The 24,800-nt window shown below is 46.8% G+C and carries 22 protein-coding genes; 14 read left to right on the forward strand and 8 right to left on the reverse strand.

Going from position 1 to position 24,800, the window contains the following annotated elements; all coding sequences use genetic code 11:
• Positions 1-59: 59 nt before the first annotated feature.
• Positions 60-491 (reverse strand): acyl-CoA thioesterase, encoded by a 432-nt coding sequence (locus H8S84_RS04105; RefSeq protein ID WP_230407036.1) that lies wholly within the window; start codon positions 489-491, stop codon positions 60-62.
• A gap of 186 nt (positions 492-677) precedes the next feature.
• Between H8S84_RS04105 and H8S84_RS04110 the strand changes: the two genes are divergently transcribed.
• The gene (locus H8S84_RS04110) at positions 678-5,207 is read left to right on the forward strand and encodes a DUF7619 domain-containing protein (RefSeq protein ID WP_187065982.1); all 4,530 of its coding nucleotides are present in this window, start codon (positions 678-680) and stop codon (positions 5,205-5,207) included.
• Complete coding sequence (locus H8S84_RS04115; RefSeq protein WP_187065983.1) at positions 5,207-5,827, forward strand: DUF1684 domain-containing protein; 621 nt, start codon at positions 5,207-5,209, stop codon at positions 5,825-5,827. The genes H8S84_RS04110 and H8S84_RS04115 overlap by 1 nt, the downstream gene beginning before the upstream one ends.
• A 130-nt stretch (positions 5,828-5,957) precedes the next feature.
• On the opposite strand, the gene H8S84_RS04120 is transcribed toward H8S84_RS04115, so the two are convergent.
• Positions 5,958-7,838 (reverse strand): vWA domain-containing protein, encoded by a 1,881-nt coding sequence (locus H8S84_RS04120; RefSeq protein ID WP_187065984.1) that lies wholly within the window; start codon positions 7,836-7,838, stop codon positions 5,958-5,960.
• A 215-nt stretch (positions 7,839-8,053) separates the two neighbouring features.
• On the opposite strand from H8S84_RS04120, the gene H8S84_RS20070 reads away from it, so the two are divergent.
• The 8 genes from H8S84_RS20070 (at position 8,054) to H8S84_RS04155 (ending at position 14,449) form a co-directional block, all read left to right on the forward strand.
• On the forward strand, positions 8,054-8,248 hold the full coding sequence (locus H8S84_RS20070) for a hypothetical protein (protein WP_230407037.1): 195 nt from the start codon (positions 8,054-8,056) through the stop codon (positions 8,246-8,248).
• Positions 8,249-8,260: 12 nt separating this feature from the next.
• Positions 8,261-8,653, forward strand: coding sequence for an RNA polymerase sigma factor (locus H8S84_RS20075; RefSeq protein ID WP_317175423.1), 393 nt, complete (start codon positions 8,261-8,263; stop codon positions 8,651-8,653).
• Positions 8,640-10,001 (forward strand): energy transducer TonB, encoded by a 1,362-nt coding sequence (locus H8S84_RS04130; RefSeq protein WP_187065985.1) that lies wholly within the window; start codon positions 8,640-8,642, stop codon positions 9,999-10,001. The genes H8S84_RS20075 and H8S84_RS04130 overlap by 14 nt, the downstream gene beginning before the upstream one ends.
• The gene (locus H8S84_RS04135) at positions 10,002-10,628 is read left to right on the forward strand and encodes an HD domain-containing protein (RefSeq protein ID WP_187065986.1); all 627 of its coding nucleotides are present in this window, start codon (positions 10,002-10,004) and stop codon (positions 10,626-10,628) included.
• 123 nt (positions 10,629-10,751) lie between these two features.
• The gene (gene pxpB, locus H8S84_RS04140) at positions 10,752-11,480 is read left to right on the forward strand and encodes a 5-oxoprolinase subunit PxpB (protein ID WP_187065987.1); all 729 of its coding nucleotides are present in this window, start codon (positions 10,752-10,754) and stop codon (positions 11,478-11,480) included.
• Positions 11,470-12,483 carry a 5-oxoprolinase subunit C family protein gene (locus H8S84_RS04145; protein WP_187065988.1) on the forward strand — a complete coding sequence of 338 codons (1,014 nt, stop codon included), beginning with the start codon at positions 11,470-11,472 and terminating at the stop codon, positions 12,481-12,483. The genes pxpB and H8S84_RS04145 overlap by 11 nt, the downstream gene beginning before the upstream one ends.
• Positions 12,480-13,256, forward strand: a complete 777-nt coding sequence (gene pxpA, locus H8S84_RS04150) for a 5-oxoprolinase subunit PxpA (RefSeq protein WP_187065989.1) — start codon at positions 12,480-12,482, stop codon at positions 13,254-13,256. Before H8S84_RS04145 ends, pxpA begins: the two co-directional genes overlap by 4 nt.
• A gap of 2 nt (positions 13,257-13,258) precedes the next feature.
• Complete coding sequence (locus H8S84_RS04155) at positions 13,259-14,449, forward strand: NRAMP family divalent metal transporter (RefSeq protein ID WP_187065990.1); 1,191 nt, start codon at positions 13,259-13,261, stop codon at positions 14,447-14,449.
• Between the two features lie 12 nt (positions 14,450-14,461).
• On the opposite strand, the gene H8S84_RS04160 is transcribed toward H8S84_RS04155, so the two are convergent.
• Complete coding sequence (locus H8S84_RS04160) at positions 14,462-14,926, reverse strand: DUF4268 domain-containing protein (RefSeq protein WP_187065991.1); 465 nt, start codon at positions 14,924-14,926, stop codon at positions 14,462-14,464.
• A gap of 78 nt (positions 14,927-15,004) precedes the next feature.
• Positions 15,005-15,586, reverse strand: a complete 582-nt coding sequence (locus tag H8S84_RS04165; protein WP_187065992.1) for an AraC family transcriptional regulator — start codon at positions 15,584-15,586, stop codon at positions 15,005-15,007.
• Between the two features lie 356 nt (positions 15,587-15,942).
• Between H8S84_RS04165 and H8S84_RS04170 the strand changes: the two genes are divergently transcribed.
• The 3 genes from H8S84_RS04170 (at position 15,943) to H8S84_RS04180 (ending at position 20,164) form a co-directional block, all read left to right on the forward strand.
• On the forward strand, positions 15,943-18,129 hold the full coding sequence (locus H8S84_RS04170; RefSeq protein WP_187065993.1) for a PAS domain-containing sensor histidine kinase: 2,187 nt from the start codon (positions 15,943-15,945) through the stop codon (positions 18,127-18,129).
• Positions 18,122-18,520: a response regulator gene (locus tag H8S84_RS04175; RefSeq protein ID WP_187065994.1), complete on the forward strand. Its 399-nt coding sequence runs from the start codon at positions 18,122-18,124 to the stop codon at positions 18,518-18,520. Before H8S84_RS04170 ends, H8S84_RS04175 begins: the two co-directional genes overlap by 8 nt.
• A gap of 210 nt (positions 18,521-18,730) precedes the next feature.
• Positions 18,731-20,164: a M48 family metalloprotease gene (locus H8S84_RS04180; RefSeq protein WP_187065995.1), complete on the forward strand. Its 1,434-nt coding sequence runs from the start codon at positions 18,731-18,733 to the stop codon at positions 20,162-20,164.
• A 76-nt stretch (positions 20,165-20,240) separates the two neighbouring features.
• Here the strand turns inward: H8S84_RS04180 and H8S84_RS04185 are convergent, their stop codons facing one another.
• From H8S84_RS04185 to H8S84_RS04195, 3 genes are read right to left on the reverse strand one after another with little or no spacing between them, the layout of a single operon-like run.
• Positions 20,241-20,678 carry a nucleoside deaminase gene (locus H8S84_RS04185; RefSeq protein ID WP_187065996.1) on the reverse strand — a complete coding sequence of 146 codons (438 nt, stop codon included), beginning with the start codon at positions 20,676-20,678 and terminating at the stop codon, positions 20,241-20,243.
• A 54-nt stretch (positions 20,679-20,732) separates the two neighbouring features.
• Entirely contained in the window at positions 20,733-21,425 is a 693-nt protein-coding gene (locus H8S84_RS04190; RefSeq protein ID WP_187065997.1) for a CPBP family intramembrane glutamic endopeptidase, read from the reverse strand.
• 31 nt (positions 21,426-21,456) lie between these two features.
• Positions 21,457-22,344, reverse strand: a complete 888-nt coding sequence (locus H8S84_RS04195) for an alpha/beta fold hydrolase (protein WP_187065998.1) — start codon at positions 22,342-22,344, stop codon at positions 21,457-21,459.
• A 221-nt stretch (positions 22,345-22,565) separates the two neighbouring features.
• On the opposite strand from H8S84_RS04195, the gene H8S84_RS04200 reads away from it, so the two are divergent.
• On the forward strand, positions 22,566-23,843 hold the full coding sequence (locus H8S84_RS04200; RefSeq protein WP_187066677.1) for a metal-dependent hydrolase family protein: 1,278 nt from the start codon (positions 22,566-22,568) through the stop codon (positions 23,841-23,843).
• Positions 23,844-23,846: 3 nt separating this feature from the next.
• Here H8S84_RS04200 and H8S84_RS04205 read toward each other — a convergent pair whose 3' ends face one another.
• Entirely contained in the window at positions 23,847-24,764 is a 918-nt protein-coding gene (locus H8S84_RS04205; RefSeq protein WP_187065999.1) for a mechanosensitive ion channel family protein, read from the reverse strand.
• Between the last annotated feature and the right edge of the window lie 36 nt (positions 24,765-24,800).

Consider the following 24,800-nt stretch of genomic DNA (forward strand, 5'->3'; position numbering starts at 1 on the left):
TTTGATACTGTTATGCTGAACTTAGCTTATAAGTTAGAAAAAGTAACAGCACTGCTAATTTATAATTCCACAAATTCAGCTGCCCTTGGAAGGTGAGCAAACTGCTCGGCCAGTTCATCAGGTAAGGTAGCCAGCTTTCTCTTTAAGGTATCGATCCAGGCTCCCTCTACATTAATTTCAGCGGCTTTTACACCACCCTCCTTAAAAATCTCGTGCTTTATAGCCCATCTCGAGCCGTCTTTTCTGCTGCTGGTGAGTGCGGTAGTAACAGTTACCTGTTCGTTAATGCCTACCTCTCGCAGGTAGATAGTCTCTTCCCTGAAAAGTATAGGCCCGATGTGCAGCCGCTGGAAAGTCTTCAGGTCCAACCCCAGTTGTTCAAGGGCTTCAATTCGGGCTTGTGCGGCAAAGTCGGCATAGGCAGAGTGGCGCATGTGCATATTGGCATCCAGGTGCGACCACATCACCTTACCAGTGTAAGTATGGCTCATGTGTCTTTATCGGTTTGGTTAGGTGCCCCTAAGAAGGCACGCACAAAGATAAAACCTTAAAATGTAACACGGGCTGTGTTTTTCAGAAATGGACTTAGCTGGGATAAAGCATAGCTGTATATTTATACTTTAATTATTACATTTACAGCCTGATAGCCATACTTACAGCATTCACCCTTTTTGCCTATGAGAACAGCTTTACTTCTTATATCCTTTCTGATTTTTACTGCACCTGTTTTTAGCCAGGTTAAAAACTATACACCAGCCTATGTTCTTGGGAACAGCCTCAATAACCCTTATGATCTCATCATCGGGAATGATGGAAACATTCATGTAGCCGACAGTTACACAACACGGATCTTTGATACCTCCGGTAAGTTTATAAAAGAGCACCACCAACCTGGCAGATACAACGACTTTAACAGCAGTACAGGTATAGCCCAAGACAGCCAAGGCAACACGTATACACTTACCGGGTGGGGCAATACTGTGCATAAGATCTCACAAGATGGTAGCGTTACACCCATGTTCGGTGTGGCAGGATCTGAACCGGGGCAATTCAATAATCCCAAAGGTATCGCAGTTGACAAAGAAGGTAACATTTACATAGCCGACACGCAAAATCACCGGATTCAAAAATTCGATCCAGATGGAAATCTGATCTTAATGTTTGGCTCCTTCGGTGCAGAGCAAGGGCAGTTTAACATGCCTACTCAGCTAGCCTTCGATAAGGATGGGAAATTATATATAGCCGATAGTAACAACTACAGAATACAGGTTTTTACAAAGGACGGCGTTTTCTTGCGCCTTATCGGCTCCTCAACTAATCCCGAAGCCATTTTTTACCCATCTGATGTAACAGTAGACCACAATGGCAATATTTATGTGGCAGACATTGCTCAATATCAGATCAAAGTCTTTAATCCACAAGGCGCATTAATAAAACGCATTGGTAAAAAAGGCAGCAATGATGGAGAGTTTATCAGTCAACTATCGCTTGCTGTAGACGGAGCCGGCTTTATTTATGTGGCTGATTTAATAGAACCTTCACGAATACAAAAGTTCTCGCCTGATGGCACTTTCTTAATGGGTTTTGGACAAACAGGCACGGAAGGAGGCTTGATAGATTCTCCTCTTATTGCCGCGTCAGATGATGTAGGCAACTTCTTTGTTGCAAACTCTATCTCCGGGCTAGTTAAAAAGTATGATACAAACGGAATGCATCTTTTAACTTTTGGCGGAAAAGGAAACTTACCCGGTAAATTTGAAGGCTTTCTTATTGATATGAAAATGGACTCGCATGGAAATGTATATGTACTTTCCAATGATGCGAAGGGAGGCATTCAGAAGTTTAACGCCAGAGGTGAATTCATCTCCCGTTTTGCACCATTTGCAACCACTGGTCAGTCTGAGCCCGAAGCACCCGCTAAGCCAATTTACATGGCAATCGACCCCGCTGGTTTTATATATGTGGCGGATAGTTTATACCTGTATAAATACAATCCTGCAGGCTCTTTTGTCAGTAGATTATCTTTCATCAATAATGAGACAGGAGCACCGATCAACTTTGCTGACTATCCAATTAATGGACGCGTTCCTTATGAATTCGACAACAACGGCCTGCTGTACATTGCTTTGATAAAAGGCATCAAGATTTATGAGTTGAATGGGAAGCATGTAAGAGATTTTGTGCCACTCGACCGCGCATGGGGAATAACAGCGGTAGGTATTGACTTTGACATGCACAATAATATGTTTGTAACGGAGCATGGCTACATGAAAAAGTATGATCCGGCAACAGGAACTCTACTCGCTAACAGTACTTACCACTCCCATCTGGTAAACTACCTGAGAAGCAAAATATCAGTAAATGCAACAGGAACAAAAGTCTACGTATCAGGCTATCAGAAAACTGTTACTTGCTTTACCGATGGCTCAGAAGCAGGCAACTCCAACGCCAACTACATTACCGGCACTATTTTCCAGGACAGCAATGATAACTGCATCAAGGATAGCGCAGATCCAGGGCTTGCCGGAATTATTGTAGAGGCCGCTCCCGGTCCTTATTATGCTATAACTGATAAGAGCGGGAAGTATACGCTCGAAGTGAAGGAAGGCAAATACAGTATAACCCAGATCTTACCCGCATCAGTTGTTGGTAAAAAGATAAATGTGTGTGACCCTGTACAGGAGATAGAATTTACCTCGCTTGGAAACGTGTCAAATGGTTTAAACTTTTCTAACCAGTTCATCCTCTCCCCCAACCTCAGCGTCAGCGTCTCCTCCACGCGCCGCCGCCGTTGCTTCGACAGCACCACCAAACTTACCTATACCAACAATGGCTTTGCTCCGGCTAATAACGCTAAAGTATACTTCCAACTGCCCAAAGAGGTAGAACTGCTTTCAGCGGACAAACCCTACACACGCATTTCAAACGGCACGTATGTGTTTGATGCCGGCACGGTAAATCCAGGCCAGACAAGTGTGATAACCATACAGGATAAGGTAGTGTGCGGCGACGAAAGTATACGCGGCCTTACCGTTTGCACAAAAGCTTGGATTACGCCAGGGAACAATGGGCCAGTAGCGCCGCCAACAGCAGTAGCCACTATTACAGGAAAGTGTGACTTTGAGAAAGGCATGGTGCGTTTTGTGCTCCGCAACACCGGTCAGCTAGACATGGATACTCGCAAAGTATTTAAATTATACCTGGATGGGCAGCTGTCTACGGTTGAAGAGTATAAACTGGCAGCCGGTGATAGCCTGGTGCTGTGGATCCCGAACGGGGGCAAAACCGCTCGCTTGGAGGCAGAGCAACCTACTGGCAGCGGCGACAATACATTAGCCAGCGCCACCGTAGAAGCCTGCCGCATCACAGCCACTCCAGCTCCGGTACCGTACAGCACCGGCTTTGTAAATGCCATGCCAACCGACGATGAAGAGGCCGAAGTTTCAGAAGAATGCCTACCTATCATCGACTCCTATGACCCGAACGACAAACTGGTTTCGCCAGTAGGTCTTACGGAGGAAAACTATACCCCGACAGGCGCGGCCCTAAAGTATAAAATACGGTTTCAGAATACGGGTACTGATGTGGCCTACAGAGTAGTGGTAGTAGACACGCTATCTGAAAACCTGGACCTGAGCACACTGGAGCTTGGCTCTACTTCGCATACGGCACGCTTTGAGGTAAGCGGCAAAGGCAAACCTGTTCTCACCTGGACCTTTGATAACATCATGCTGTCAGACAGTACCACGAACGAACCGGGAAGCCATGGTTACATCCAGTTCAGCATTAAACCCAAAGCAGACCTGGCTGAGAAAACAGCCGTGGAGAACTTTGCCGACATCTTCTTCGATTTTAACTCGCCGGTACGCACCAACACCACAGTTAACCGCATTTATGATATGCCTCCTGTGGTAGTAGATGCAGTAAAATTGACACGCGAAGAAATTATCGCTACTCCTGCCATCAGCAGCTTTGCGCCGGCTGCCGGTAAGTATGGAGCAGAAGTTATACTTAGCGGCAGCAAGTTTTCTGCAACGGCCTCTCAAAACAAAGTATACTTTAACGGCGTGGCAGCCACAGTGGTAAGCGCTTCTGAAACCGAGCTAAAAGTACTGGTACCAGCATCAGCCACTGCCACTGGCCAACTGAAGGTTGTAACAGCAGACGGTACAGCAACATCAACAGAATTTTTTGAAGTATACCAGCCACCCGTACTCAGCAGCTTTAGCCCAATAGAGGGTGTAATTGGTTCAACGGTAACACTGCAGGGCCAGCAACTCAGCCCTACCCTGATCCAAAGTATAAAACTGAGCAACTACACCTGCGAGATCATCAGTAACACGGCAAATGCTCTGGTTGTTAAAGTCCCGAACGAGGCTGTTACAGGTTCCTTTAGCATTACAACAATAGGAGGTGAAACTGTAAGTGCATCAAAGTATGTGGTATGGCACCAACCGGAAATCAGCAGCTTAAGCAAAACCACTGACATTGTTGGCGCAACCATACAAATACACGGCGAGAACTTTTCCCCTACTGCCGAACGCAACACTGTGCTGTTTGGGAATGTAAAGGCACAGGTGCTGCAGGCAACTAACACCCAACTGACAGTGCAGGTACCACAAGGGGCTGCCTCTGGTTTTGTAACTGTAGAAACTCCAGGAGGCAAAGCAACCAGTACTACTTATTTTGATGTGATTCCTGGCCCAGTGTTCGTGGCTATGGCACCGGCAATAGGAACAGTAGGTACTACAGTAGAAATCACCGGTTCCCATTTCCTTGCCCTCGGCGTGCAGGATGAAGTTACCTTTAACGGTGAAAAAGCGCAAGTTTTGGAAGCTTCTGAGTCAGTGTTTAAAGTACAAGTGCCACGCGGTGCCACTACGGGTAAGATCAAAATAAAAGGTATAGGTGGCGAAGCTGTAAGTACTATAGATTTCGTGGTGGAAGCCCTTACTCCGGCGCAGGCCATCGATGTTTTCCCGAACCCGACTTCGGGTAACTTTACCATCAGCTTTTTGCATGCTGATTTTGATGTGCAGGATGTGAAAATTTATACTCCTGTAGGAGAGCTGGTGCATACGGCTTCGCTAATCAAACCACGTCCTGAAAAACTGGAAGTAAATATGGAAGCTGCCAAACCAGGCATGTACCTGTTGCAGATAAGAACAGACAGAGGAATCGTAATCAAAAAACTAAGCGTGTTGTAATGAAAGGTAAATTTATACTTGCATTGGCGTTTTTTCTCTCGGCTGGATTAGTCCAGGCACAGGAACAAAACAGCCAGAACTGGCAACAGGAAATAGCAGCTTTTCAGCAGGAACTTAACCAGGAGTTCGCAGACCCGGAAAGGTCTCCCCTGACCAAAGTCGCACAAAAAAAATTTACAGCACTGGCATTTTTCCCGGCAGACAGCAGCTTCCGTGTAAAGGCGAAGTTTGTACGTACTCCCGACCAGCTGCCTTTCGAAATGCCTACCACCACCAGCCGAAAAGCTGTTTATGAAAAGTATGGCGAACTGCATTTTATACTTCAGGGCCAGCCCTATGTGTTAACTGTTTTCCAGAACCACGCCCTGCGCGAGAAAGCAGGCTACGAGGATTACCTGTTCCTGCCTTTTACCGATGCTACAAACGGTTTTACCTCTTACGGCGGTGGCCGGTACCTGGACCTGCGTATCCCTAAGAGCGATACCATTCTGCTTGACTTCAACAAAGCTTACAATCCTTTCTGCGCCTATAACTACAACTACTCCTGCCCTATTCCGCCGAAGGAAAACAGGCTAGAATTAAAGGTAAAAGCAGGTGTGATGGCTCCAAAATCAGAGTAAGAAAAACTGTCATTTCGAGCAGCGCGCGAAATCTATTTAAAACTAATTCAATAAAATCCTGAAGAGATTTCTCGCGGTGCTCGAAATGACAGCATTAGTCTTGTAACCATCAACAATTTGACAATCTAAATTATCTCCTGTCACTTAGCAGGCTCATAGACTTTACCAGGTTGATGAACTCTATCCGATAACCTTCTTCATCTTTACCGCGCGCATCTTTTGCCAGTTCCAGCACCATAGGGTAAGTAGCACTGCCTTTATACTTCGAGTCACGGAGCAGCATGCCACAGGCAGCAACGGCAGCCGAGAAACGGAAGTCGTCGGAAGTTTTTGCAACAGGTGTAGCCTTATCAGTTACAGTAGAGGTTATAAGCTTGCTTTTACTGCCGTCCGGGTCTTTGTAGCGCAGCTTTAGGGTAAGTATTTCAATCGTGTTGTTAGCCTTCGGGTCGAGTTCTATTTTCTGGTATTTGAGTGGATCTACGTTACCAGTTGTTGTCTCTGATTTAGAGTCGGCAGGCACGATCTCATATAGTGCCGTAACTGTGTGGCCTGCTCCCATGTCGCCAGCATCTTTTTTGTCGTCGTTAAATTCCTCGTCAGCCAGGGCGCGGTTTTCATAGCCAATCAAACGGTAGGCTTTTACTTTGGCGGGGTTAAATTCGAGTTGCAGTTTTACGTCTTTGGCAATCGTAAACAGTGTGCCGCCAAACTCATTTACAAACACCTTTTTTGCCTCCAGGATATTATCTACATAGGCATAGTTGCCGTTGCCTTTGTCAGCCAATTGCTCCATGCGGGAGTCTTTCAGGTTGCCGGTGCCAAAGCCCAATACGGTTAAGAAAACACCCAACTCACGTTTCTTCTCTATTATGCGAACCAGTTCGCTGTCGCTGCTTACACCCACGTTAAAGTCGCCGTCGGAGGCAAGTATAACGCGGTTGTTGCCGCCCTTTACAAAATTATCCTGCGCCACCTTGTAAGCCAGATTTATACCTGCTCCACCTGCTGTAGAACCACCTGCCTGTAAGTTTTCAATCGCCTGCATAATAGCTGGCTTGTTATCCCCGGAGGTGGCAGGAAGCACCAGCCCGGCAGCACCGGCATACACCACAATCGCCACCTTGTCCTGCGGACGCAACTGATCTACAAGCAGCTTAAACCCGGCCTTAACAAGCGGCAGTTTTTCTGGCATATTCATCGAGCCCGATACATCTATCAAAAACACCAGGTTAGAAGCAGGTAAATTATCGGTAGCGATGTGCTTGCCCTGAAGTCCGATGTGCAGCAGTTGGTTCTCTTTGTTCCAGGGACACTCCGAAAGCTCAGTGGTTACAGAGAAAGGCGCATCGCCGGTTGGTTGTTTATAGTCGTAGCTAAAGTAATTAACCATCTCTTCAATCCGAACAGCATCTACCGGTGGTTTTTGACCCTGGCTCAGGAAGCGGCGCACGTTGCTGTAAGAGGCATTGTCTACATCGATAGAGAAGGTAGATAGCGGTGTTTTCTTTGCATCCTGAAAAGTGCTTTCTTTTATGTAATCATAGTTTTCGGTGTTATGAGGCGGAGCAGACATTACCATTTCATGAACGACTACCGAATGTGCCATTACCTTACTCTCCGCATTTCTATCTTTCTGTACTCTTATACCCGCTACCTTACCTGCCACACCTCTGATACCATAGCCGGTTACCACAACTTCTGAGAGTGTTGTCGTATTCACCTCCATCTTTACATCCACCTGCTGCTTGTCCCCGACCTTTACTTCCTGTGTGTTGTAGCCAAGAAACATGAATACAAGTATAGCTTTATCTCCGGGCACGCTGATGCTGTACTTTCCGTTTTGGTCGGTGCTGGTGCCGGAAAGAGTACCCTTTAGTTGCACGGTTACCCCCGGCAGCACATTGCCACTGCTAGCGTCAGTTACGGTACCGGTAATCATTCGTCCCTGGGCGTTTGCCTGAAGCCCGACAAACAGAAGGGCTAGCAGCAGGTAGATGTGTTTTTTCATGGCTTTTATGTTTTGGTTTCTTACTGGATGCAGCCATCACACACTTTCCATAAAAATTCTGAAAAATTTTACGTTTCTTTAGTTGAAGGTTCTAATGCATCCTGCTTTGCGCCCTTAGTGGGATTCTTAGCGCACCTTGCGTTTAAACTAACCGCAAAGGACGCAAAGGCTTACGCTAAGACCGCAATGCTCTAAAAAATTAAAAGTATAACCCAATGCTGCCATTCTTCCTCAAGCTTTTTACCAGCGGCAAGCCGCCACCCGGCGATGAGGAACTGCTGCGCCTGTACCGACAAACCGGGCAGTTGGAGCATTTGGGAGAGCTATACCAGCGGCACTCTGAAATGGTATACCTCGTGTGCCTGAAATACCTGAAGGATGAGGAGGAGAGCAAAGACGCTACTATGTAATTGTTTGAGCATGTGGCTGAGGCACTACTAAAGTATGAGGTGGAGAATTTTAAAAGCTGGATGCACAGCACTACCCGCAACTTCTGCCTGATGCAGCTGCGGGCCGGTAAAAAGATACGAAACATCCCCTTGGAAGATTCTCCAACCTTGTTTATGGAAAACACTGCTCCCATGCATCTAACAGAGGCAGAACAGATTGAGAAATCGGAACAGGTTTTGCACCAGGCATTACAGGAACTGCCGCCGGAACAGCGCCAATGCATCGAATTGTTTTACCTGCAACAAAAGAGCTATAAAGAAATAAGTACCCTCACGGGTTGTGATCTGAACAAGGTGAAAAGCTACATCCAAAACGGAAAGCGTAACCTGAAACTATACCTGGAGAAACACCATGCACCAAGATAACCGACATATACTTTGGGAACAGGGAGACCATCCTTCCACGGAACTGCTGCGCCAGTACCAGGAAGATGCGCTGCCTTCGCCCCTGCAGCACCAGTTGGAGCGCCACCTCCTGGATTGCGACCTGTGCTCGGATGTGCTCGAAGGCATAGCTGTATCGGATGTGCGAAGAACTGGTGCAACTGTTAAAAGTATAAACCAACGCATCGCAGCTAAAACCCACAAGCGTAAACGCAGACCCCTACCGTTATACTTAACTGACTGGCGTGTGGCTGCTGCCATACTTTTGGTACTCTGCTCTACACTGCTTGTATTCTATTACAATTACCAGGAACTAAACCGGCAAGAGCAAAGTATAGCCACAGCAGATGCCGAAAGTATAACTGAAGAAGATGTTGTGGCGCAGCCGGAAGATCCCGAAACAGAAAGTATAGCTATGGCTGTACCGGATACTGTAAGCCCGACTGCCATTGCGTCTGCCGCTCCTGTTATTCGGTCACAACGCAACCGAAGCGCAGTCACAGATCTTGAAGAGAAAGAAGACGAGGTAATTGATTTTATTCATACTGCAGAAGAACCCTTCAAACTAACTGAAGCTGTGCCTGAGGCACCTGCTCTTGCCAAAACCGCAGAAAAGACAGAGGCAGCAAAGCCAAACGCCTTTGATACTAAGGCAGCCTTTGCACCTGAAAGCACCTCAGTTTCCAGAGCACTGGCTGGCAGGTCGGCTGGCGCTCAGATAAGAGGGATGAATTCGATTACGACTAATCAGATACAGGGGCAGGTACTCTCATCAGACGGTACGCCTTTGCCGGGTGTGGCTGTAACGATAAAAGGAACTACATCCGGCGTTGCCACAGATGCAGACGGCAACTTTACCATCAACCTTCCGAAAGACAATGCTACGCTGGCCTTCAGCTTTATTGGGTTTGAGCGCGAAGAGAAAACGGTGAGTGCAAACACCCAGAATCTTAAAGTAAACCTGAAGGAAGACACAAGATCATTGAGCGAAGTGGTGGTTACAGGTTATGGTACGGCAAAGGCGCAGCCTCCTGTTATTGTTGCGGCTAAACCGGTTGTGGGGATACGTGCCTACAAGCAATACTTAGAAAAGAACATACGCTATACTTCGGAATCAGAAAAAGGTCGTGTGGTGGTGCAGGCAACAGTTTCGCCTACGGGAGTGCTACAAAACCTGCAGGTTGTAAAAAGCCTGTGCCCCGCTTGTGATGCCGAGGCCCTGCGTTTAGTAAAAGAGAGCCCACGCTGGAAACCAGCCACAAGAGACGGAAACGCAACAGAACAGCAGGTTAAAATAACTATTCGGTTTAAACCTAAAAGCAGCAACTAAATGGCACCACACCTGAAAAAGGAATGGGAACAATTGTGCGGTAAGTATACTTCTGATACAGCGTTAATAGACACGCTTTGGGAGGAACTCGAGCAGGCCTATACTTCGGAGGGCAGGCACTACCATAACCTGGCGCATATTGCCTATATGCTGGAGTTGGCTGAAAAGTATAAGCAGGAGCACCTGAAGTATGACCCGCTGCTTTTTGCTATCTTTTACCACGACATCATCTACAGCCCAACCCGCTCCGACAACGAAGAAAGAAGCGCTGAACTGGCCAGAGAACGCCTCAACCGCATTGGCCTGCCTTCAGCCGATATCACCTTTATTAAGGAAATGATTCTGGCCACCAAATCACATCGGCCACAGCATAACGAGACTACAAACTTTCTGCTGGACCTGGACCTGGCTATACTTGGCACAGGCTGGCAAAAGTATAATGTGTACCGGGAGGCAGTGCGAAAAGAGTACAGCGTGTATCCGGATGCAGTTTACAAGTCTGGCCGAAAGTCTGTTTTACAGCGTTTCCTGGCGCAGCCCCAAATTTTCAAAACAGAACTCTTCCGGGATAGGCTGGAGTTGCGAGCAAGAGAAAACCTGCGCATGGAACTGGACCTGCTGGTGTAGTAACTGCTCTCCAGCTTTTTTTCTGCAGATTAGGCGAGGAAGAAACCCCTCCCTGTTACTTCCAAAAGCACGATTTTTTGCTTAGCTTGAACAGAAGTGTTACCTGGCGCCGTATCAAACTGTATGAATCGTAAAGAATTGCTTCCTATTCAACTGTTCCCCTTAGGCGAGAAAGCTGTTTTGCTGCAGTTTGAGGAAGAAGTATCGGAGCATACGCACGCGAAGATACAGGCCGTGGCAAGATACTTAGACCTCCATCCCACTCCGGGTATGATCGAATATGTGCCAGCTTATACTACCCTTACCGTTTACTACGATCCCTGGTTGCTCAGCGAGAAAGGCAAAATTGACCCATACGATAAAATTGTAACGATGCTGCAGGAGGTGCTCTCTAAAGCAAAAGAGCAAAAAACAGACAAACGTACACCAGTAGAAATACCCGTGTGCTATGGTGGCGACTTTGGGCCAGATTTGCAGGAAGTGGCAGAGTATAACAACTTAAGCACAGAAAATGTGATCGAGCTGCACAGTAAAAATACGTACCTCGTGCACATGATTGGCTTTGCTCCCGGCTTCCCGTACCTGGGTGGTATGGACAAACGCATTGCAACACCGCGTAAAAAGGAGCCAAGAACCATGATACCCAAGGGATCTGTAGGCATAGCAGGTGAACAAACAGGTATCTACCCCATCGAAACTCCCGGCGGATGGCAATTGATAGGGCGCACACCCCTGGTGCTTTTTGACCCGGAGCGGGAACAGCCAAGCTTACTTAAAGCCGGTGATCAGGTTAAATTTGTTCCTGTCTCTGAAAAGGAATTCCAAAAGCAGGTAAAGCAATATGAGCATTAAGGTAGTTAAACCCGGCCTGCTTACAACCATACAGGACCTTGGCAGGCAGGGCCATCAGCAGGAAGGAGTTATTGTGAGCGGCGCCATGGATACGTTTGCCATGCGCATTGCCAACCTGCTGGTGAGTAACCCGGAAAATACTGCCACGCTGGAGGCCACGCTGCAAGGCCCTACTTTATACTTTGAGCAGGACCAGTTAATTGCGCTGACCGGTGCCGACATGGCAGCAAGTATAAACGGAAAACCGGTGCGCATGTGGCGGCCTTTGCTGGTAAGAGGCGGCAGCACCCTTACCTTTAAAACAGCCCGGGAAGGCTGCCGCTGTTACATTGCTGTTTCCGGAGGAATGAATGTGCCAAAGGTGATGGGCAGTGCCGCAACTTATCTGCGGGCTGGTTTTGGCGGCTACCACGGCAGAGCATTGCAGGCAGATGACGTTATACACTGCCGAAAGTATAACGAAACAGATGCCGCAGCACTTTCGGCACGGCTCTCTGACGAAGCTATAGGAGAATGGTTTGCGCAGCCCAACTGGACGCTGGAGCCACAGCCTTATATGGTGTACGAAGAGCAGCCGGTAATACGAGCCATGCGCGGCATAGAGTACGAACTGTTTGATGAAACTAGCCAGGAAGGATTTTGGCAGCATATATTCCAGGTAACTCCGCAATCCGACAGAATGGGCTACCGCTTGCTTGGCCAGATGCTACAGTTGCAGGAACCGAAAGAGTTGCTATCGAGTGCTGTTACCTTTGGAACAGTGCAGGTACCGCCACAAGGAATGCCTATTATACTTATGGCAGATCACCAGACTACTGGCGGCTACCCCCGCATTGCACAGGTAATTGCTGCCGATTTGCCTAAACTGGCACAAGTACAGCCGGGAAAAAATATTCAGTTTAAAGAAGTAAGTTTACAGGAGGCAAACGCATTCTACCTGAAGCAGGAAATGGACCTGGAACAACTTAAAAGCGCTATCAGCCTTAAACTAAACACCACATGAAACCACTCTCCGTTGAGCCGCTTGCAGTAGATCTGAACTGCGATATGGGCGAAAGCTTTGGGGCTTATAAAATCGGAAACGACGAAGCCATACTTCCTTTCATCACCTCGGCCAACATTGCCTGCGGCTACCACGCCGGCGACCCTATGGTGATGCAACGCACAGTGCAGCTGGCGCTGCAGCACAAGGTAGCCGTTGGTGCACACCCCGGTTTACCAGATCTGGTTGGCTTTGGAAGAAGAGAAATGGCAGTTAGTGCTGCTGAAGTATATGCTATGGTGGTGTACCAGATTGGCGCCTTACAAGCTATTGCAAAAGCAGAGGGCGCAGCTTTGCACCATGTAAAACCGCACGGCGCACTCTACAACATGGCTGCTGTAAACCCACAACTGGCGCAGGCTATAGCTGAGGCTGTTTATAAAGTTTGTCCGGAGGCAGTGCTGTACGGTTTGGCAGGCAGTACACTGATAGATGCGGGAAAGGCTGTTGGCATCAGAACAGCCAACGAGGTTTTTGCAGACCGCACCTACCAACAGGACGGTACCCTTACCTCACGCAGGCAACCCGATGCACTTATCACAGACCCGAACAAAGCAGTACAGCAAGTGGTACGGATGGTGAAGGAGAATAAGGTAAAATCGCAGCAGCAGAAAGATGTAAGTATACAGGCTGATACCGTCTGTATCCACGGCGATGGCTCCCATGCGCTGGAATTCGCAAAATTCATCAACGAAACGCTTACAAAAGAAAATATTCAGCTAAAGGCAGTATAGGCATGTTCAAAAACAAAAACTGGGGCGTACTGCTGGGTGCGGCCTTCCTGATGGCTACCTCTGCTGTAGGCCCCGGCTTCCTGACCCAAACAACTGTATTTACCCAGGCTTTAGGTGCAAGTTTCGGCTTTGTTATACTTGCCTCCATCATCCTGGACATTGGTGCGCAGCTAAACGTGTGGCGGGTTATTGCAGTGTCGGAAAAACGTGCCCAGGAAATTGCCAATATGGTGCTGCCAGGTCTAGGAATCTTTATTTCTGTGTTGATCGTGCTGGGCGGCTTCGCATTTAACATAGGCAATGTAGGTGGTGCAGGCCTTGGGTTTAATGTTTTGTTCGGTATGAGTGCAGAGGCCGGTGCCATACTGGCTGCAGCTATTGCCATAGGTATTTTCCTGGTGCGGGAGGCAAAGAAAGTAATGGACAGGTTTGCACAAATTATGGGCCTTCTCCTGATCCTGCTGATGGTGTACGTGGCATTTACTTCTGCTCCTCCCCTTGCCGAGGCTGCTGTTAAAACCATACTTCCGGATGAGATCAGTTTCACAGCGATTATCACATTGGTGGGTGGTACAGTGGGTGGTTACATTACTTTTGCCGGAGGCCACCGGTTATTAGATGCCGGCATTAAGGGCAAAGCATCGTTGCCCGAAGTTACAAACAGCGCTGTGTCAGGCATCACTATCGCCTCCGTTATCAGAATCTTCTTGTTTCTAGCGGCATTGGGCGTGGTAAGCAAAGGTTTGATACTCGACGAGAGTAACCCGCCTGCCTCTGTTTTTCAGTTGGCGGCAGGCAATGTAGGGTATAAGATTTTCGGGGTAGTCATGCTTTCGGCGGCAATCACTTCTGTTATCGGGTCGGCTTATACTTCCGTGTCCTTTATAAAGTCCTTTAAACCTGCCTTTGAGAAGTATGAGAACTGGCTGATAATCGGGTTTATACTTATCTCTACCATAATTTTTGTAACCATTGGCCGGCCGGTGCACCTGCTTATACTTGCTGGTGCTCTTAACGGGCTTATCCTTCCAATAACCTTAGGAACTATACTTTGGGCAGCCCATAAAAGCAAAATTGTAGGCGACTATAAACATCCGATTATACTTACTGTTTTCGGCCTGTTTGTGGTGCTGGTTATGGCCTGGATGGGCGGCTATACATTGGTGGAGCAATTGCCGGCTTTGTTTAACTAGAGAAGACAGCTACTAGTCACGTAGCTCATCAAAGCTATACTTGGCGCCACTCCAGAAATCGTCGAGGGCAATGATGCGGGGCTTGAAAAAGGAGATAAGGGCTGGCCAGTCATTCTGATTAAAAACACTTACGCCGGGAAGTTCTTTGTAAATCCTGCTGATCGTTTTTCCCTCGCTGTTGGTGGTGTGCAGATCCCACTCCCACTCCTCTCCCACATACTCGTGCAGCAGGCTCTTCAGCTCCAGAAACTGCTCAAAAAAGAGCTCCTGAATCTCCGGGTCCGGATGCGTGATTTCGATGCCAATGGATGCAACTTTCTTTTCGGCCTGCATCCGGAAATATACATGCTTAAGCCCTGTTTTATAGTTAGCCCAGTTTATCTTGTAGCCATCAGCAGACGGGTGTGGCGCAATATATTGCCCAAAAGCTGTCCAGAATGCCTGCCGTAGTTGTGATGCCTGCTCGCGTGTGTACATGTATTTATACTTTGGCCGCTTAATTCATACTTCTGCCAGCTGTTTACGAAACTGTTCACTGAAGTATGGCAAAAACATTTACTTCTCTTGTACCTGATCTATGGTTTTGCGCTTTTTGTCTTTAACCTCTTTAAAGTAACTTGGAGTTAAACCCGTTACTTTCTTAAACTGGTTTGATAAATGCGCCACGCTGCTGTAGCCAAGTTTATAAGCAATCTCTTTCAGGCTAAGCTCATTGTACACCAGAAGCTCTTTTACCCTCTCTATCCGCTGCAGGATCAGGTATTTTTCGATGGTGATGCCTTCATGTGCCGAGAAAAGTGAGCTCAGGTAGCTATACTCCATACCCAGTTTATCAGCCAGGTAATCAGACGTATTAATATGCAGGTCTGCCTCGCCCTGGCGGTGCACCAGTTCGATAATTGCTAGTTTTATCTGTTCAATTAGCTGGGTTTTACGGTCATCGAGCAATTCAAAACCGCTTGCTGTAAGTGCTTCTCTTATCCTGTTAATATCGAAGTTATTATCAGCACTGCTGATCTCGGCCTCCCCTAGCGATACCTTTAACACCTGGTAGCCCAGTTGCTCCAGTTCTTCGGTAACTACACGGTTGCAGCGTGCACAAACCATGTTTTTGATATGCAGTTTTAGTGTTGCCATAGCCATTCGCTTTCATGCAAAGGTAAATAACTCTGCTAAGGGATAAACACCATCAACAGCAATTTTATTCGCTGCAGTAGTAGAAGCGGTCTGTTCAAAGCTTTGACTTTTAAACACCAGCTAATCAACCTCATACATTTAGTACAATTTCAATATTGGTATTGATTTAAGATCTTGAGTCACTGACTTGAAAGCAATGATGATTTTTTTTATTTAATTTCAGAGAATTTTATATTGCTGAAAGTTGTATACAGGTAAAGTTTACTGCCTATACTGTACCTTGGGTATAACTTATGTACTATTTGCGCCAACCGAAACAGACTTATTACAAATAATTTTATAGTAATATTATTAATATGAGTCTGTTACCCTCAGATTTTTACAGGCACTTACTTGTGAACAGCACCGATCTGCTAACTATTATCGGCGAAGACGGAATTTACAGGTATGTCGGAGAATCAATAGAACCTTGGTTGGGATTTAAACCGGAGGAGTTAGTAGGCACCTGTGCGTTTGACCTGGTCCACCCCGACGACCTTCCCATGATTCTGGAGGCTTTTCAGCAGATTGCAACCTGCGAAAAAATGCAGATTTCGCCTTTCCGGTACAAAACCAAGTATGACGGCTGGCGCTGGCTAGAGTGCACTGCATCCAACCAGGTACACAACGAAAGTATAAGAGGGTATATCACCAACTCCCGCGATATTACTGAGACCATTGAAGAGAGGTCCAGAAAAGATTTGCACCAAGCTTACTACCAGTCGCTGTTCCAGGAGCACCCCGATGCTGTTTTTTCGCTAGATACCTACGGTTATTTTAAATCTGTAAACAAGCAGTTCTTCCAGATACTGAGCTATCCGGTTAAGGAAATGCTGCATGCACACTTCACAGAGTTTGTTCACCGCGAAGACATCAATAGATTACGTGACTTATTTCTCCAGACTGTAGCAGGCAAGTCGCACGCAACTGAGCTCAAAGTGGTTGATGCGACGGGCAAGGTAAAAGTTACGCATATCACACTGTTGCCGGTTTACCTGAGAGGCACTGTAATTGGTGTGCAGGGCATTGCCAAGGATATTACCGAAACAGTGTACGCACAGCAACTAATACGGGACCACTCGGAGCAATTAAGGAGAATTTTGGATAGTGTGGCCGAACCCTTCTTTGCACTGGATGCTGACTGGAAGTATACATTCGCCAACCAGGCTCACTGCAATTTCTTAGGTGTTACCCCAAGTTATTTAGAAGGCAAAAATATCTGGGAGCTTTACCCCCATATGGCGCGCACAGAGTTTTTCAGGAATTGCCACGAAGTTGTATTAAATGGAAAGCCAGCGTATCTGGAAGAGAATTATCCGTTAGATGATAACATCACGCTCAGCTACAGTATTTTCCCATTTGAAGGGGGAATTGCCATTAGCTTTATTGATGTGACCGCCCAAATTGGTTTGAAGCGCGAAATGGAGAAACTTTCTTTGGTTGCCAGTAAAACCATTAACGGTGTAGTAATCATGAATCCTGATGGCAGTATAGAATGGGTAAACGATGGCTTTACACGTTTAACAGGATACAATAGAGAAGAAGTAATTGGTATTTGGCCAAGCAAACTACTACAAGGCGAAGACACCAATCCTGAAACCTCGAACTACATCCGCCAGAAATACCAGGAACAAGTATACTTTACCTCAGAAGTTCTAAACTATCGCAAAAGCGGAGAGCCGTATTGGGTTAACATAGATGTAACGCCTATTAAAAACGAAGAGAACGAACTGGTAAATTATGTAGCCATCCAAACCGATATCACCGAAAAGAAAAAAGCGGAAGCAGAGCTCATTAAACTGGCAGACGACCTTTACAAGCAGAACCTGAACCTACAACAGTTTACATACATCATATCACATAATCTGCGTGCACCGGTAGCTAATGCGCTAGGTTTGGCAAAACTGGTTAATAAAGTAGAATTAGGCTCCCCTCAGTTTAACTCTATACTAGAAAAACTAGAGCTTTCTATCTTCCAGCTCGACAATGTAATAAAAGATATAAACAACATTCTATCTGTGCGGGATGCTAATAAAACGCTGCCTCGTGAAAAGGTAAACATACTTTCCATTATAAACGAGGTACTGCATCCTTTTCAGGATGAACTGCTGCTAAATAAGGCAAGTGTCAGGCTAAACGTAGACAGTAGCTTTGAAATGCTGTCAAATAAAGCGTACTTGTACAGTATTATACAGAACCTGGTATCGAATGCTATCAAATATCAAGCTCCTGAAAGGCCGCTGGAGTTAAGTATTTCTGTAGAAAAAGACACACGCGGATATGAGTTTAACGTAAGTGATAATGGCTTAGGAATGGAAATGCAGGTTGTAGAGAACCAGCTTTTCAAATTGTATAAGCGCTTTCATCCGAACACACACGGTAAAGGCATTGGTCTATTCCTAGTAAAGACGCAGGTTGAAACAATCGGCGGAAAAATTATCGTTAACAGTGCACCGGGTGTAGGCACAACATTTAAACTGCTTCTGGGAGCAAATCATGTATAACAAAGTACTTATCATCGACGACGACGAGATCAGTATCTTCTTAACCGAAGCCGTACTGGATGTTGCCCAGTTTGCACGGGAATATGTAGGGTTTGCCTGCGCCAAAGAAGCGCTGCAGGAGTTAAATTTTATACTTGGTTCAGGTCAGTTCCACAAGCTTCCGGATGTTATATTCCTGGACCTGAACATGCCCTTTTTGAGCGGCTGGGATTTGCTCGATTCACTAAAGCCTTTTGAGGAAATTATTCGCAACAGGTGCTATATATTTATACTTACCTCCTCGGTAAATGAAGATGAGGTTGAGAAAGCTGAAGACTATGGTCTTGTAACAGGCTTCATCCAAAAACCTCTGGAAGAGCATGCAATTGCAGGTATAGCCAAACGCAACTAATATTTGTACTTTAACATCAATTACTACTATTTATACTTTGGCTTTAGTTAGCAGCTTAATGCATAGGCTAAAGGTATAAAATTAATAGGCACGGCATAGCTAGACAGCTCCGGAAACCTATACTTTTCTGTGCCGTTTGATAAAGTAAATGTAGCTTTTCCAAGAAAACAGATAATATGGAAAAGAGACGCGAAACATTAAACTACGACTATGAAAAAGTATATAACTGTCTGTATGCTGGCAGGCATAATGAGTGTATGGAGTTCGTGTTCTAAAAATCCGGTCACGGGCAAAAAAGAAGTGATCCTGATGTCGGAAGGACAGGAACTGGCCATGGGCCAAGAAGCAGATCCACAGATTGTAGCGCAGTTCGGACTCTATGATGACCCTGCCATACAGCGCTTTATTGATGTACAGGGCCAGAAAATGGCAGCCATCTCCCACCGAAGCAACATTAAGTATAACTTCAAGGTTCTTGACTCTCCTGTAATTAACGCCTTTGCCGTGCCTGGCGGATATGTATACTTTACTCGTGGCATTATGGCGCACTTTAATAACGAAGCGCAGTTTGCAGGTGTGCTCGGACACGAGATCGGGCATATTGCGGCCCGCCACTCGGCACAACAGCAAAGTAAAGCCATACTTGCGCAAGTTGGTTTGATTGCCGGTATGGTACTGGTGCCTGAGTTGGCACAGTTCGGCGACGCAGCCTCACAGGGTTTAGGCCTTCTATTCCTGAAGTTCGGGCGTGATGATGAACGCGAGTCAGACAGGCTAGGTGTAGAATACTCTACTAAGATTGGCTACGATGCTGATGAAATGGCTGACTTCTTTTTAACGCTGCAGCGCAAGCAGGAAGAAAGCGGCTCAGCCATCCCGGAGTTCTTTTCTACGCACCCAAACCCGGAAAACCGCTATATGACTGTGCAAGAGTTAGCTGCGGAGTGGCAGAAAAAACTGAATGCCACTAAGGTGGAGGTAGGCCGAAACTCATACCTGAAAATGATAGACGGTATGATCTATGGCGAAGATCCAAAGCAGGGCTATGTAGAGAACCAGGTATTCTACCATCCAGAGCTGAAGTTCCAGTTCCCGATACCTACTAACTGGAATTACTTAAACTCGCCGCAAGTGTTCCAGATGGCACCGAAAGACGGTAAAGCGATCATGAACTTAACCCTTGCCCCTGGCAATTCATTAGAGGAAGCAGCACAACAAGTAATGCAACGCTATAAATTAACGCCTGTTCAATCCGGTAAAACAACTGTGAACGGATTGCCTGCCCTGGCTATTGTAGCAGACCAGCAGCAACAGCAGAACACTATCCGAACGCTTACTTACCTGATACAATATGGAGGCCGCATTTACAGTATGATGGGTATTACCACAGCTCAGCTTTTTGATTCTTATGCACGTCTGTTTACTAATACTATGGAGAGCTTCAAAGAGCTTACAGATGCCGCTAAGATAAACAAACAGCCAGAACGTATTGACATTATAACGGTACCGCGCACAACAACATTAGCGCAGATACTTCAGCCTTACGCCAAAGAAAACAAAAGACTGGAAGAAATGGCAGTGCTTAACGGCTTGCAGCTACAGGATCGCGTAGAACAGGGCACGCTGATCAAAGTGATTAAGTAAGTATAAACAAGTGTAAACAAAGAGGGGCATTGGCCAATAGCCAATGCCCCTCTTTGTTTACACTTGGCAACTTGCATTACACACCAATGTCCTCATTCCACAGCTCAGGCTTCTCCTGAATAAACTGCTGCATCAACTTATAGCAAACTTCGTTATCAGCAACTTCAACAGCTACGCCTCTGCTGCGGAGTAATTCCTCTTCTCCCATAAAGGTTTTATTCTCGCCTATCACCACTTTTGGTATGCCATACAACAAGATAGTGCCAGAACACATCGGGCAAGGAGAGAGCGTGGTATACAGCGTACACTCACGGTAAATAGATGCAGGCTGGCGTCCTGCATTTTCAAGAGCATCCATTTCGCCGTGCAGCACGACACTCCCCTCCTGCACCCTTTTGTTATGCCCACGGCCAATAATCTTCCCCTTATGCACCAGCACCGATCCGATGGGAATTCCGCCCTCTGCATATCCTTTTTCTGCTTCCTCTAGTGCAGCCTTTAAAAATTCATCCATAGTTTTTTTGTTAAATATCCTTCTTAAAACACCTTTGCAGGTATACTTACACTTCTAGCTGGTAGCCATATTTTGGTTAAATCTTGACAACAGCACCATTACAATAACCGCAAATGCAATGGTGGGCAGGTGCAGATACAACATGCTCTCCAGCGCACTGAGATAACGTGTATGGATGGTAGTGACTGGTTCAAACAAGCTCAGGCGGTCATTGGAGAATATGTACTGGTCTACCAGGTTCCACCCTAGGTGCAGGCCCACAGGCAAAGCGAGGGAGCGTGTTCTGGAATAAGTATAGGCAAACATCAGCCCCCACACGCCAGTGTAAAACAGCACCCAAGCCATGATCACCGGATTTCCCAAAATGCCGAAGCTAAACCAGTGATATACTCCAAACGCAGCGGCACTGATAAGATTCGCATTGCGCTCCCCAAGATAACCAATGGCTTTGTAGAGCAGGTATCCCCTGAATAAAAGCTCCTCGTACAGCACAGAGTTAAACACAGTGTATAAACCCTTTGCCATGTAAGCAGCGCTTATGCCTGCAGCAGGTACCCATGTAAAATTTGCAGTAAGAGAGAAAATATTGCTGATAAGTATAGCCAGTGTAGTTGTAGCCATGAAACCCAAGCCAAACTGCAGCAGCCTGTACAGTGGTGGTGTAAAGCCTAGTGCATGGTGCAACTGCTTATGCTCCAGGCGCAGTAAAAACCAGGAAAGCGCAAGTATAAGCAAGTTGCCAAGCATCGTCTTAGGGGTTGATATACTTAAAATTAGCTTAACTGTGCTTTGTTTGCAAAATTAACTCCTCTGTTTTGTCTGCTATTTCCTGCCATTTCTCTTCCTGCAGCAGGTGCCTTGCCCGCAGCTTGCATACATCCTTCAGGCCGGCGGCAGCCATTATTTCGGTACCATAGCGCTCAAACTTCAGCCCCGGATCATCCGCTCCCCAAATGGCCTGCACCGGGTAATCTGTGTGCTGTACCGCCTGCATGCACAGGTTTTTAAAGGCTTCAGATTTATCAAAGTTCCGCATTATTTTTAGGAATGCTTTTCCTTTGTCCTCGCGTTTAAGCAAGTCTACATAGGCATAGATTTCTTCGTTGGGAATATTGCTGCTATCCACTACTCCAAGGGCTTTAAACATCAGGTGCCAGGTCTGGTGAACCAGCCCAGCCAGTTCGGCTTCGCCTAGAACCGGTTTCTCAAAAGGCCGCATAGGCAGCGGCTTCTCAAACTTGTCTACCTCGATCCAGGTGTTTAGTATGGTAAGGGACAGGATCTTTTCTTTGTTTTCGGCAGCCAGGGCAAAGCCAATGGGCCCTCCAATGTCGTGCACCACCAGGTGAAACTTCTCCAGACCCAGCACATTGGCAGCATCGTTCAGGAAACGGGCAAAGTTATGGAAGCTGTAGTCAAAATCTTCAGGCCTCTGAGACAATCCCAATCCCGGTAGATCAACGCAGATGCCGCGATAGCTTTTGCCTGCAAGCGCACGCAGCATCTTACGGTATAAAAACGATGAAGTGGGCACGCCATGGATACAAAATACTGCCTCTCCGGTTCCGGTATCAGCCACAAACGTTCTAATACCATTCACATTGATATACTTACCGGTTGCCTCATGCTGGCTTATCACACGTGCTACGTCTTCTGATGTGCTCATACCTGTGCTACAGTTTAATTCTTGTTTAAGGATAAAGTCTCATTTACTGATCAACTCAAGTTGATTACGTGTTGCATAGCCATGTAAGTTTAGTTTATAACAAGGAACTACATTGCACTAACTAATACAGCGCTTTTTACTAGCGCCACTAAACAAGTATGTGCGCATTCCTTTTTATGCTATATTTAGCTGAGCAAATTCCATCATCATCACATGTAAGCATGACCATTCGTTCTCTTTTACTTGTACTTCTGATATCCCTTATCACACAGATTGCCTTTGCGCAGTCACCTGCTCAGGAGACGTATTATCTTTTAAAGCCAGACAGGGTTTTTGACGGGGAACAAATGCACGAAGGATGGCAGGTGCTGGTGCATAACAATAAGATAGCGGCAGTAGGTAAAGATTTGAAAGGCGTACCTGCATCCGCAAAAGTCATTGAACTGAAAGGAAAAACCTTACTTCCCGGATTGATAGAAGGCCACAGCCATCTGTTTCTGCACCCTTACAACGAAACACCCTGGAACGACCAGGTACTAAAAGAATCCCGGGCAGAGCGTACAGCACGGGCAGTGAACCACGCCAGGGCCACCTTGTTGGCTGGCTTTATCACAGTAAGAGACTTAGGAACAGAAGGCGCAGCGTATGACGATGTGGGTCTGAAACAAGCAATCGAAAAAGGTGTGATTTCCGGCCCACGGATGATCATTGCCACCAAAGCCATTGTTGCCAGCGGCAGCTACGGACCAAAGGAACTAAGCTATGAAATCGAAACTCCCATTGGTGCCGCAGTAGCCGATGGTGAGGAGGGACTGATACGGGAAGTGAGGACTCAGATAGGTAAAGGAGCAGACCTGATTAAAGTATACGCCGATTACCGCTGGGGCCTGAACAGCGAGGCGCAGCCTACCTTTACCCTTGATGAACTGAAGAAGATTGTGGAGGTGGCCAACAGCAGCGGCCGCCCCGTGGTAGCCCACGCCTCTACTCCGGAAGGAATGCGCAGAGCCATACTTGCCGGTGTCTCAACCATAGAGCATGGCGACGGAGCCACGCCAGAGATTTACCGCCTAATGAAGAAACACAACGTGGCCCTCTGCCCCACTCTTGCTGCCGGAGATGCCGTGGCGCAATACCGAGGCTGGAAAAAAGGAACTGAGCCAGAGCCTGCACGCATACAGGAAAAGCGCAGAAGTTTTGCTGCAGCACTGGATGCCGGCGTAAAGATTTGCATGGGAGGCGATGCAGGTGTTTTCAGCCACGGTGACAATGCCCGCGAAATGGAAATGATGGTTGACTACGGCATGAAACCAATAGAAGTATTGCGCTCAGCCACCGCTGTTAACGCCGATGCATTTGGCGTGGCAAACAAAATAGGAAGAATTAAGTCAGGCCTGTCAGCCGATCTGGTTGCAGTGGATGGAAACCCACTTTCTGACATGAGCAACATCAGAAATGTGGCATTGGTAATGAAAGGAGGAAAACTCTACAAGGAGTAAAAATTAAGGAGCTGTACCCGGCGAAGTATGGCTCTCTCCTGCCGTGTAAAAACGAGTGGTCGGGTAAGCAAACTGAATGTCAGAAGTAGTTGCAAAAGCTTTTAGCACATCCTCCCAAATGGCTTCCTCGCTTTTCCTGCGGCGCATGATACTGCACATGTAGCGCATAGTAAGCCTGATGCCGTTTTCGAGCACATCTGTATAAACATGGGGGTTAAAGTTCTCATAGAAAATAAGGTGCTGTTGCGATTGCTTCTTCACCTGGTTTAGGGCCGTGTCGCTAAGGCTCTCACAGTGCCGCTGCACAATTTCGGTAAGTATAGCCTTGGCCCTTTGCCAGTTGCTTTCAAAGGTTATTCGCACCGTCACCTCGTTCCAGATAAAAGGAAAGCCATAGTTATAGTTGGCCTGCGGCTCTGTAAAAACTTTTAGGTTAGGGATGTGCACAATGCGTCCTGTTGCCTGGTCTGCGTCTACCCAACCATCTATCTCGTTGATAGTAAACTGAAAGAGCCGCTGGTCAATTACGTCGCCGGCATATTCACCGACCTGAATTCTGTCTCCTACCCTGAAAGGGCGTTTCCAGATGATAAAAACCCAGGCAGCCATGTTTAGTACAGGCTCTCTCAGGGCCAGCACCAAGCCAGCGGATAACAAACCCAGAAAAGTAGCCACTGAGCGCAAGCCACCCAACCAGATGTTCACTAAAAGGATAATACCGATAATGGTAATGGTGTAGTTGGTGAATTTTCGCCACTTATAGCGCTTGCGCAGGTCTTTTTCCTGCCTGAATACAATACTTAAGGTAATCCTGCTTAGCAGCCAAAGCCCCAGCAACACCAGCAGCGTTATAAGTAGGTGCTCTACAAATTCGTATGTAAGTCCGGTAAGGTCAGAAAACCAACGCGTAACTCTTTCCATCTGTGCTTTTTTATCTTTCCGCTTACGCTTTTGTCC

Source organism: Pontibacter cellulosilyticus (assembly GCF_014306105.1).
GTDB classification, from domain to species: domain Bacteria; phylum Bacteroidota; class Bacteroidia; order Cytophagales; family Hymenobacteraceae; genus Pontibacter; species Pontibacter cellulosilyticus.

What these genes read in the sequence shown, in the direction of transcription:
- H8S84_RS04105 (WP_230407036.1), bottom strand. Translation starts at nt 491, where the DNA reads ATGAGCCATACTTACACTGGTAAGGTGATGTGGTCGCACCTGGATGCC.
- H8S84_RS04110 (WP_187065982.1), top strand. Translation starts at nt 678, where the DNA reads ATGAGAACAGCTTTACTTCTTATATCCTTTCTGATTTTTACTGCACCT.
- H8S84_RS04115 (WP_187065983.1), top strand. Translation starts at nt 5,207, where the DNA reads ATGAAAGGTAAATTTATACTTGCATTGGCGTTTTTTCTCTCGGCTGGA.
- H8S84_RS04120 (WP_187065984.1), bottom strand. Translation starts at nt 7,838, where the DNA reads ATGAAAAAACACATCTACCTGCTGCTAGCCCTTCTGTTTGTCGGGCTT.
- H8S84_RS20070 (WP_230407037.1), top strand. Translation starts at nt 8,054, where the DNA reads ATGCTGCCATTCTTCCTCAAGCTTTTTACCAGCGGCAAGCCGCCACCC.
- H8S84_RS04130 (WP_187065985.1), top strand. Translation starts at nt 8,640, where the DNA reads ATGCACCAAGATAACCGACATATACTTTGGGAACAGGGAGACCATCCT.
- H8S84_RS04135 (WP_187065986.1), top strand. Translation starts at nt 10,002, where the DNA reads ATGGCACCACACCTGAAAAAGGAATGGGAACAATTGTGCGGTAAGTAT.
- pxpB (WP_187065987.1), top strand. Translation starts at nt 10,752, where the DNA reads ATGAATCGTAAAGAATTGCTTCCTATTCAACTGTTCCCCTTAGGCGAG.
- H8S84_RS04145 (WP_187065988.1), top strand. Translation starts at nt 11,470, where the DNA reads ATGAGCATTAAGGTAGTTAAACCCGGCCTGCTTACAACCATACAGGAC.
- pxpA (WP_187065989.1), top strand. Translation starts at nt 12,480, where the DNA reads ATGAAACCACTCTCCGTTGAGCCGCTTGCAGTAGATCTGAACTGCGAT.
- H8S84_RS04155 (WP_187065990.1), top strand. Translation starts at nt 13,259, where the DNA reads ATGTTCAAAAACAAAAACTGGGGCGTACTGCTGGGTGCGGCCTTCCTG.
- H8S84_RS04160 (WP_187065991.1), bottom strand. Translation starts at nt 14,926, where the DNA reads ATGTACACACGCGAGCAGGCATCACAACTACGGCAGGCATTCTGGACA.
- H8S84_RS04165 (WP_187065992.1), bottom strand. Translation starts at nt 15,586, where the DNA reads ATGGCAACACTAAAACTGCATATCAAAAACATGGTTTGTGCACGCTGC.
- H8S84_RS04170 (WP_187065993.1), top strand. Translation starts at nt 15,943, where the DNA reads ATGAGTCTGTTACCCTCAGATTTTTACAGGCACTTACTTGTGAACAGC.
- H8S84_RS04175 (WP_187065994.1), top strand. Translation starts at nt 18,122, where the DNA reads ATGTATAACAAAGTACTTATCATCGACGACGACGAGATCAGTATCTTC.
- H8S84_RS04180 (WP_187065995.1), top strand. Translation starts at nt 18,731, where the DNA reads ATGAAAAAGTATATAACTGTCTGTATGCTGGCAGGCATAATGAGTGTA.
- H8S84_RS04185 (WP_187065996.1), bottom strand. Translation starts at nt 20,678, where the DNA reads ATGGATGAATTTTTAAAGGCTGCACTAGAGGAAGCAGAAAAAGGATAT.
- H8S84_RS04190 (WP_187065997.1), bottom strand. Translation starts at nt 21,425, where the DNA reads ATGCTTGGCAACTTGCTTATACTTGCGCTTTCCTGGTTTTTACTGCGC.
- H8S84_RS04195 (WP_187065998.1), bottom strand. Translation starts at nt 22,344, where the DNA reads ATGAGCACATCAGAAGACGTAGCACGTGTGATAAGCCAGCATGAGGCA.
- H8S84_RS04200 (WP_187066677.1), top strand. Translation starts at nt 22,566, where the DNA reads ATGACCATTCGTTCTCTTTTACTTGTACTTCTGATATCCCTTATCACA.
- H8S84_RS04205 (WP_187065999.1), bottom strand. Translation starts at nt 24,764, where the DNA reads ATGGAAAGAGTTACGCGTTGGTTTTCTGACCTTACCGGACTTACATAC.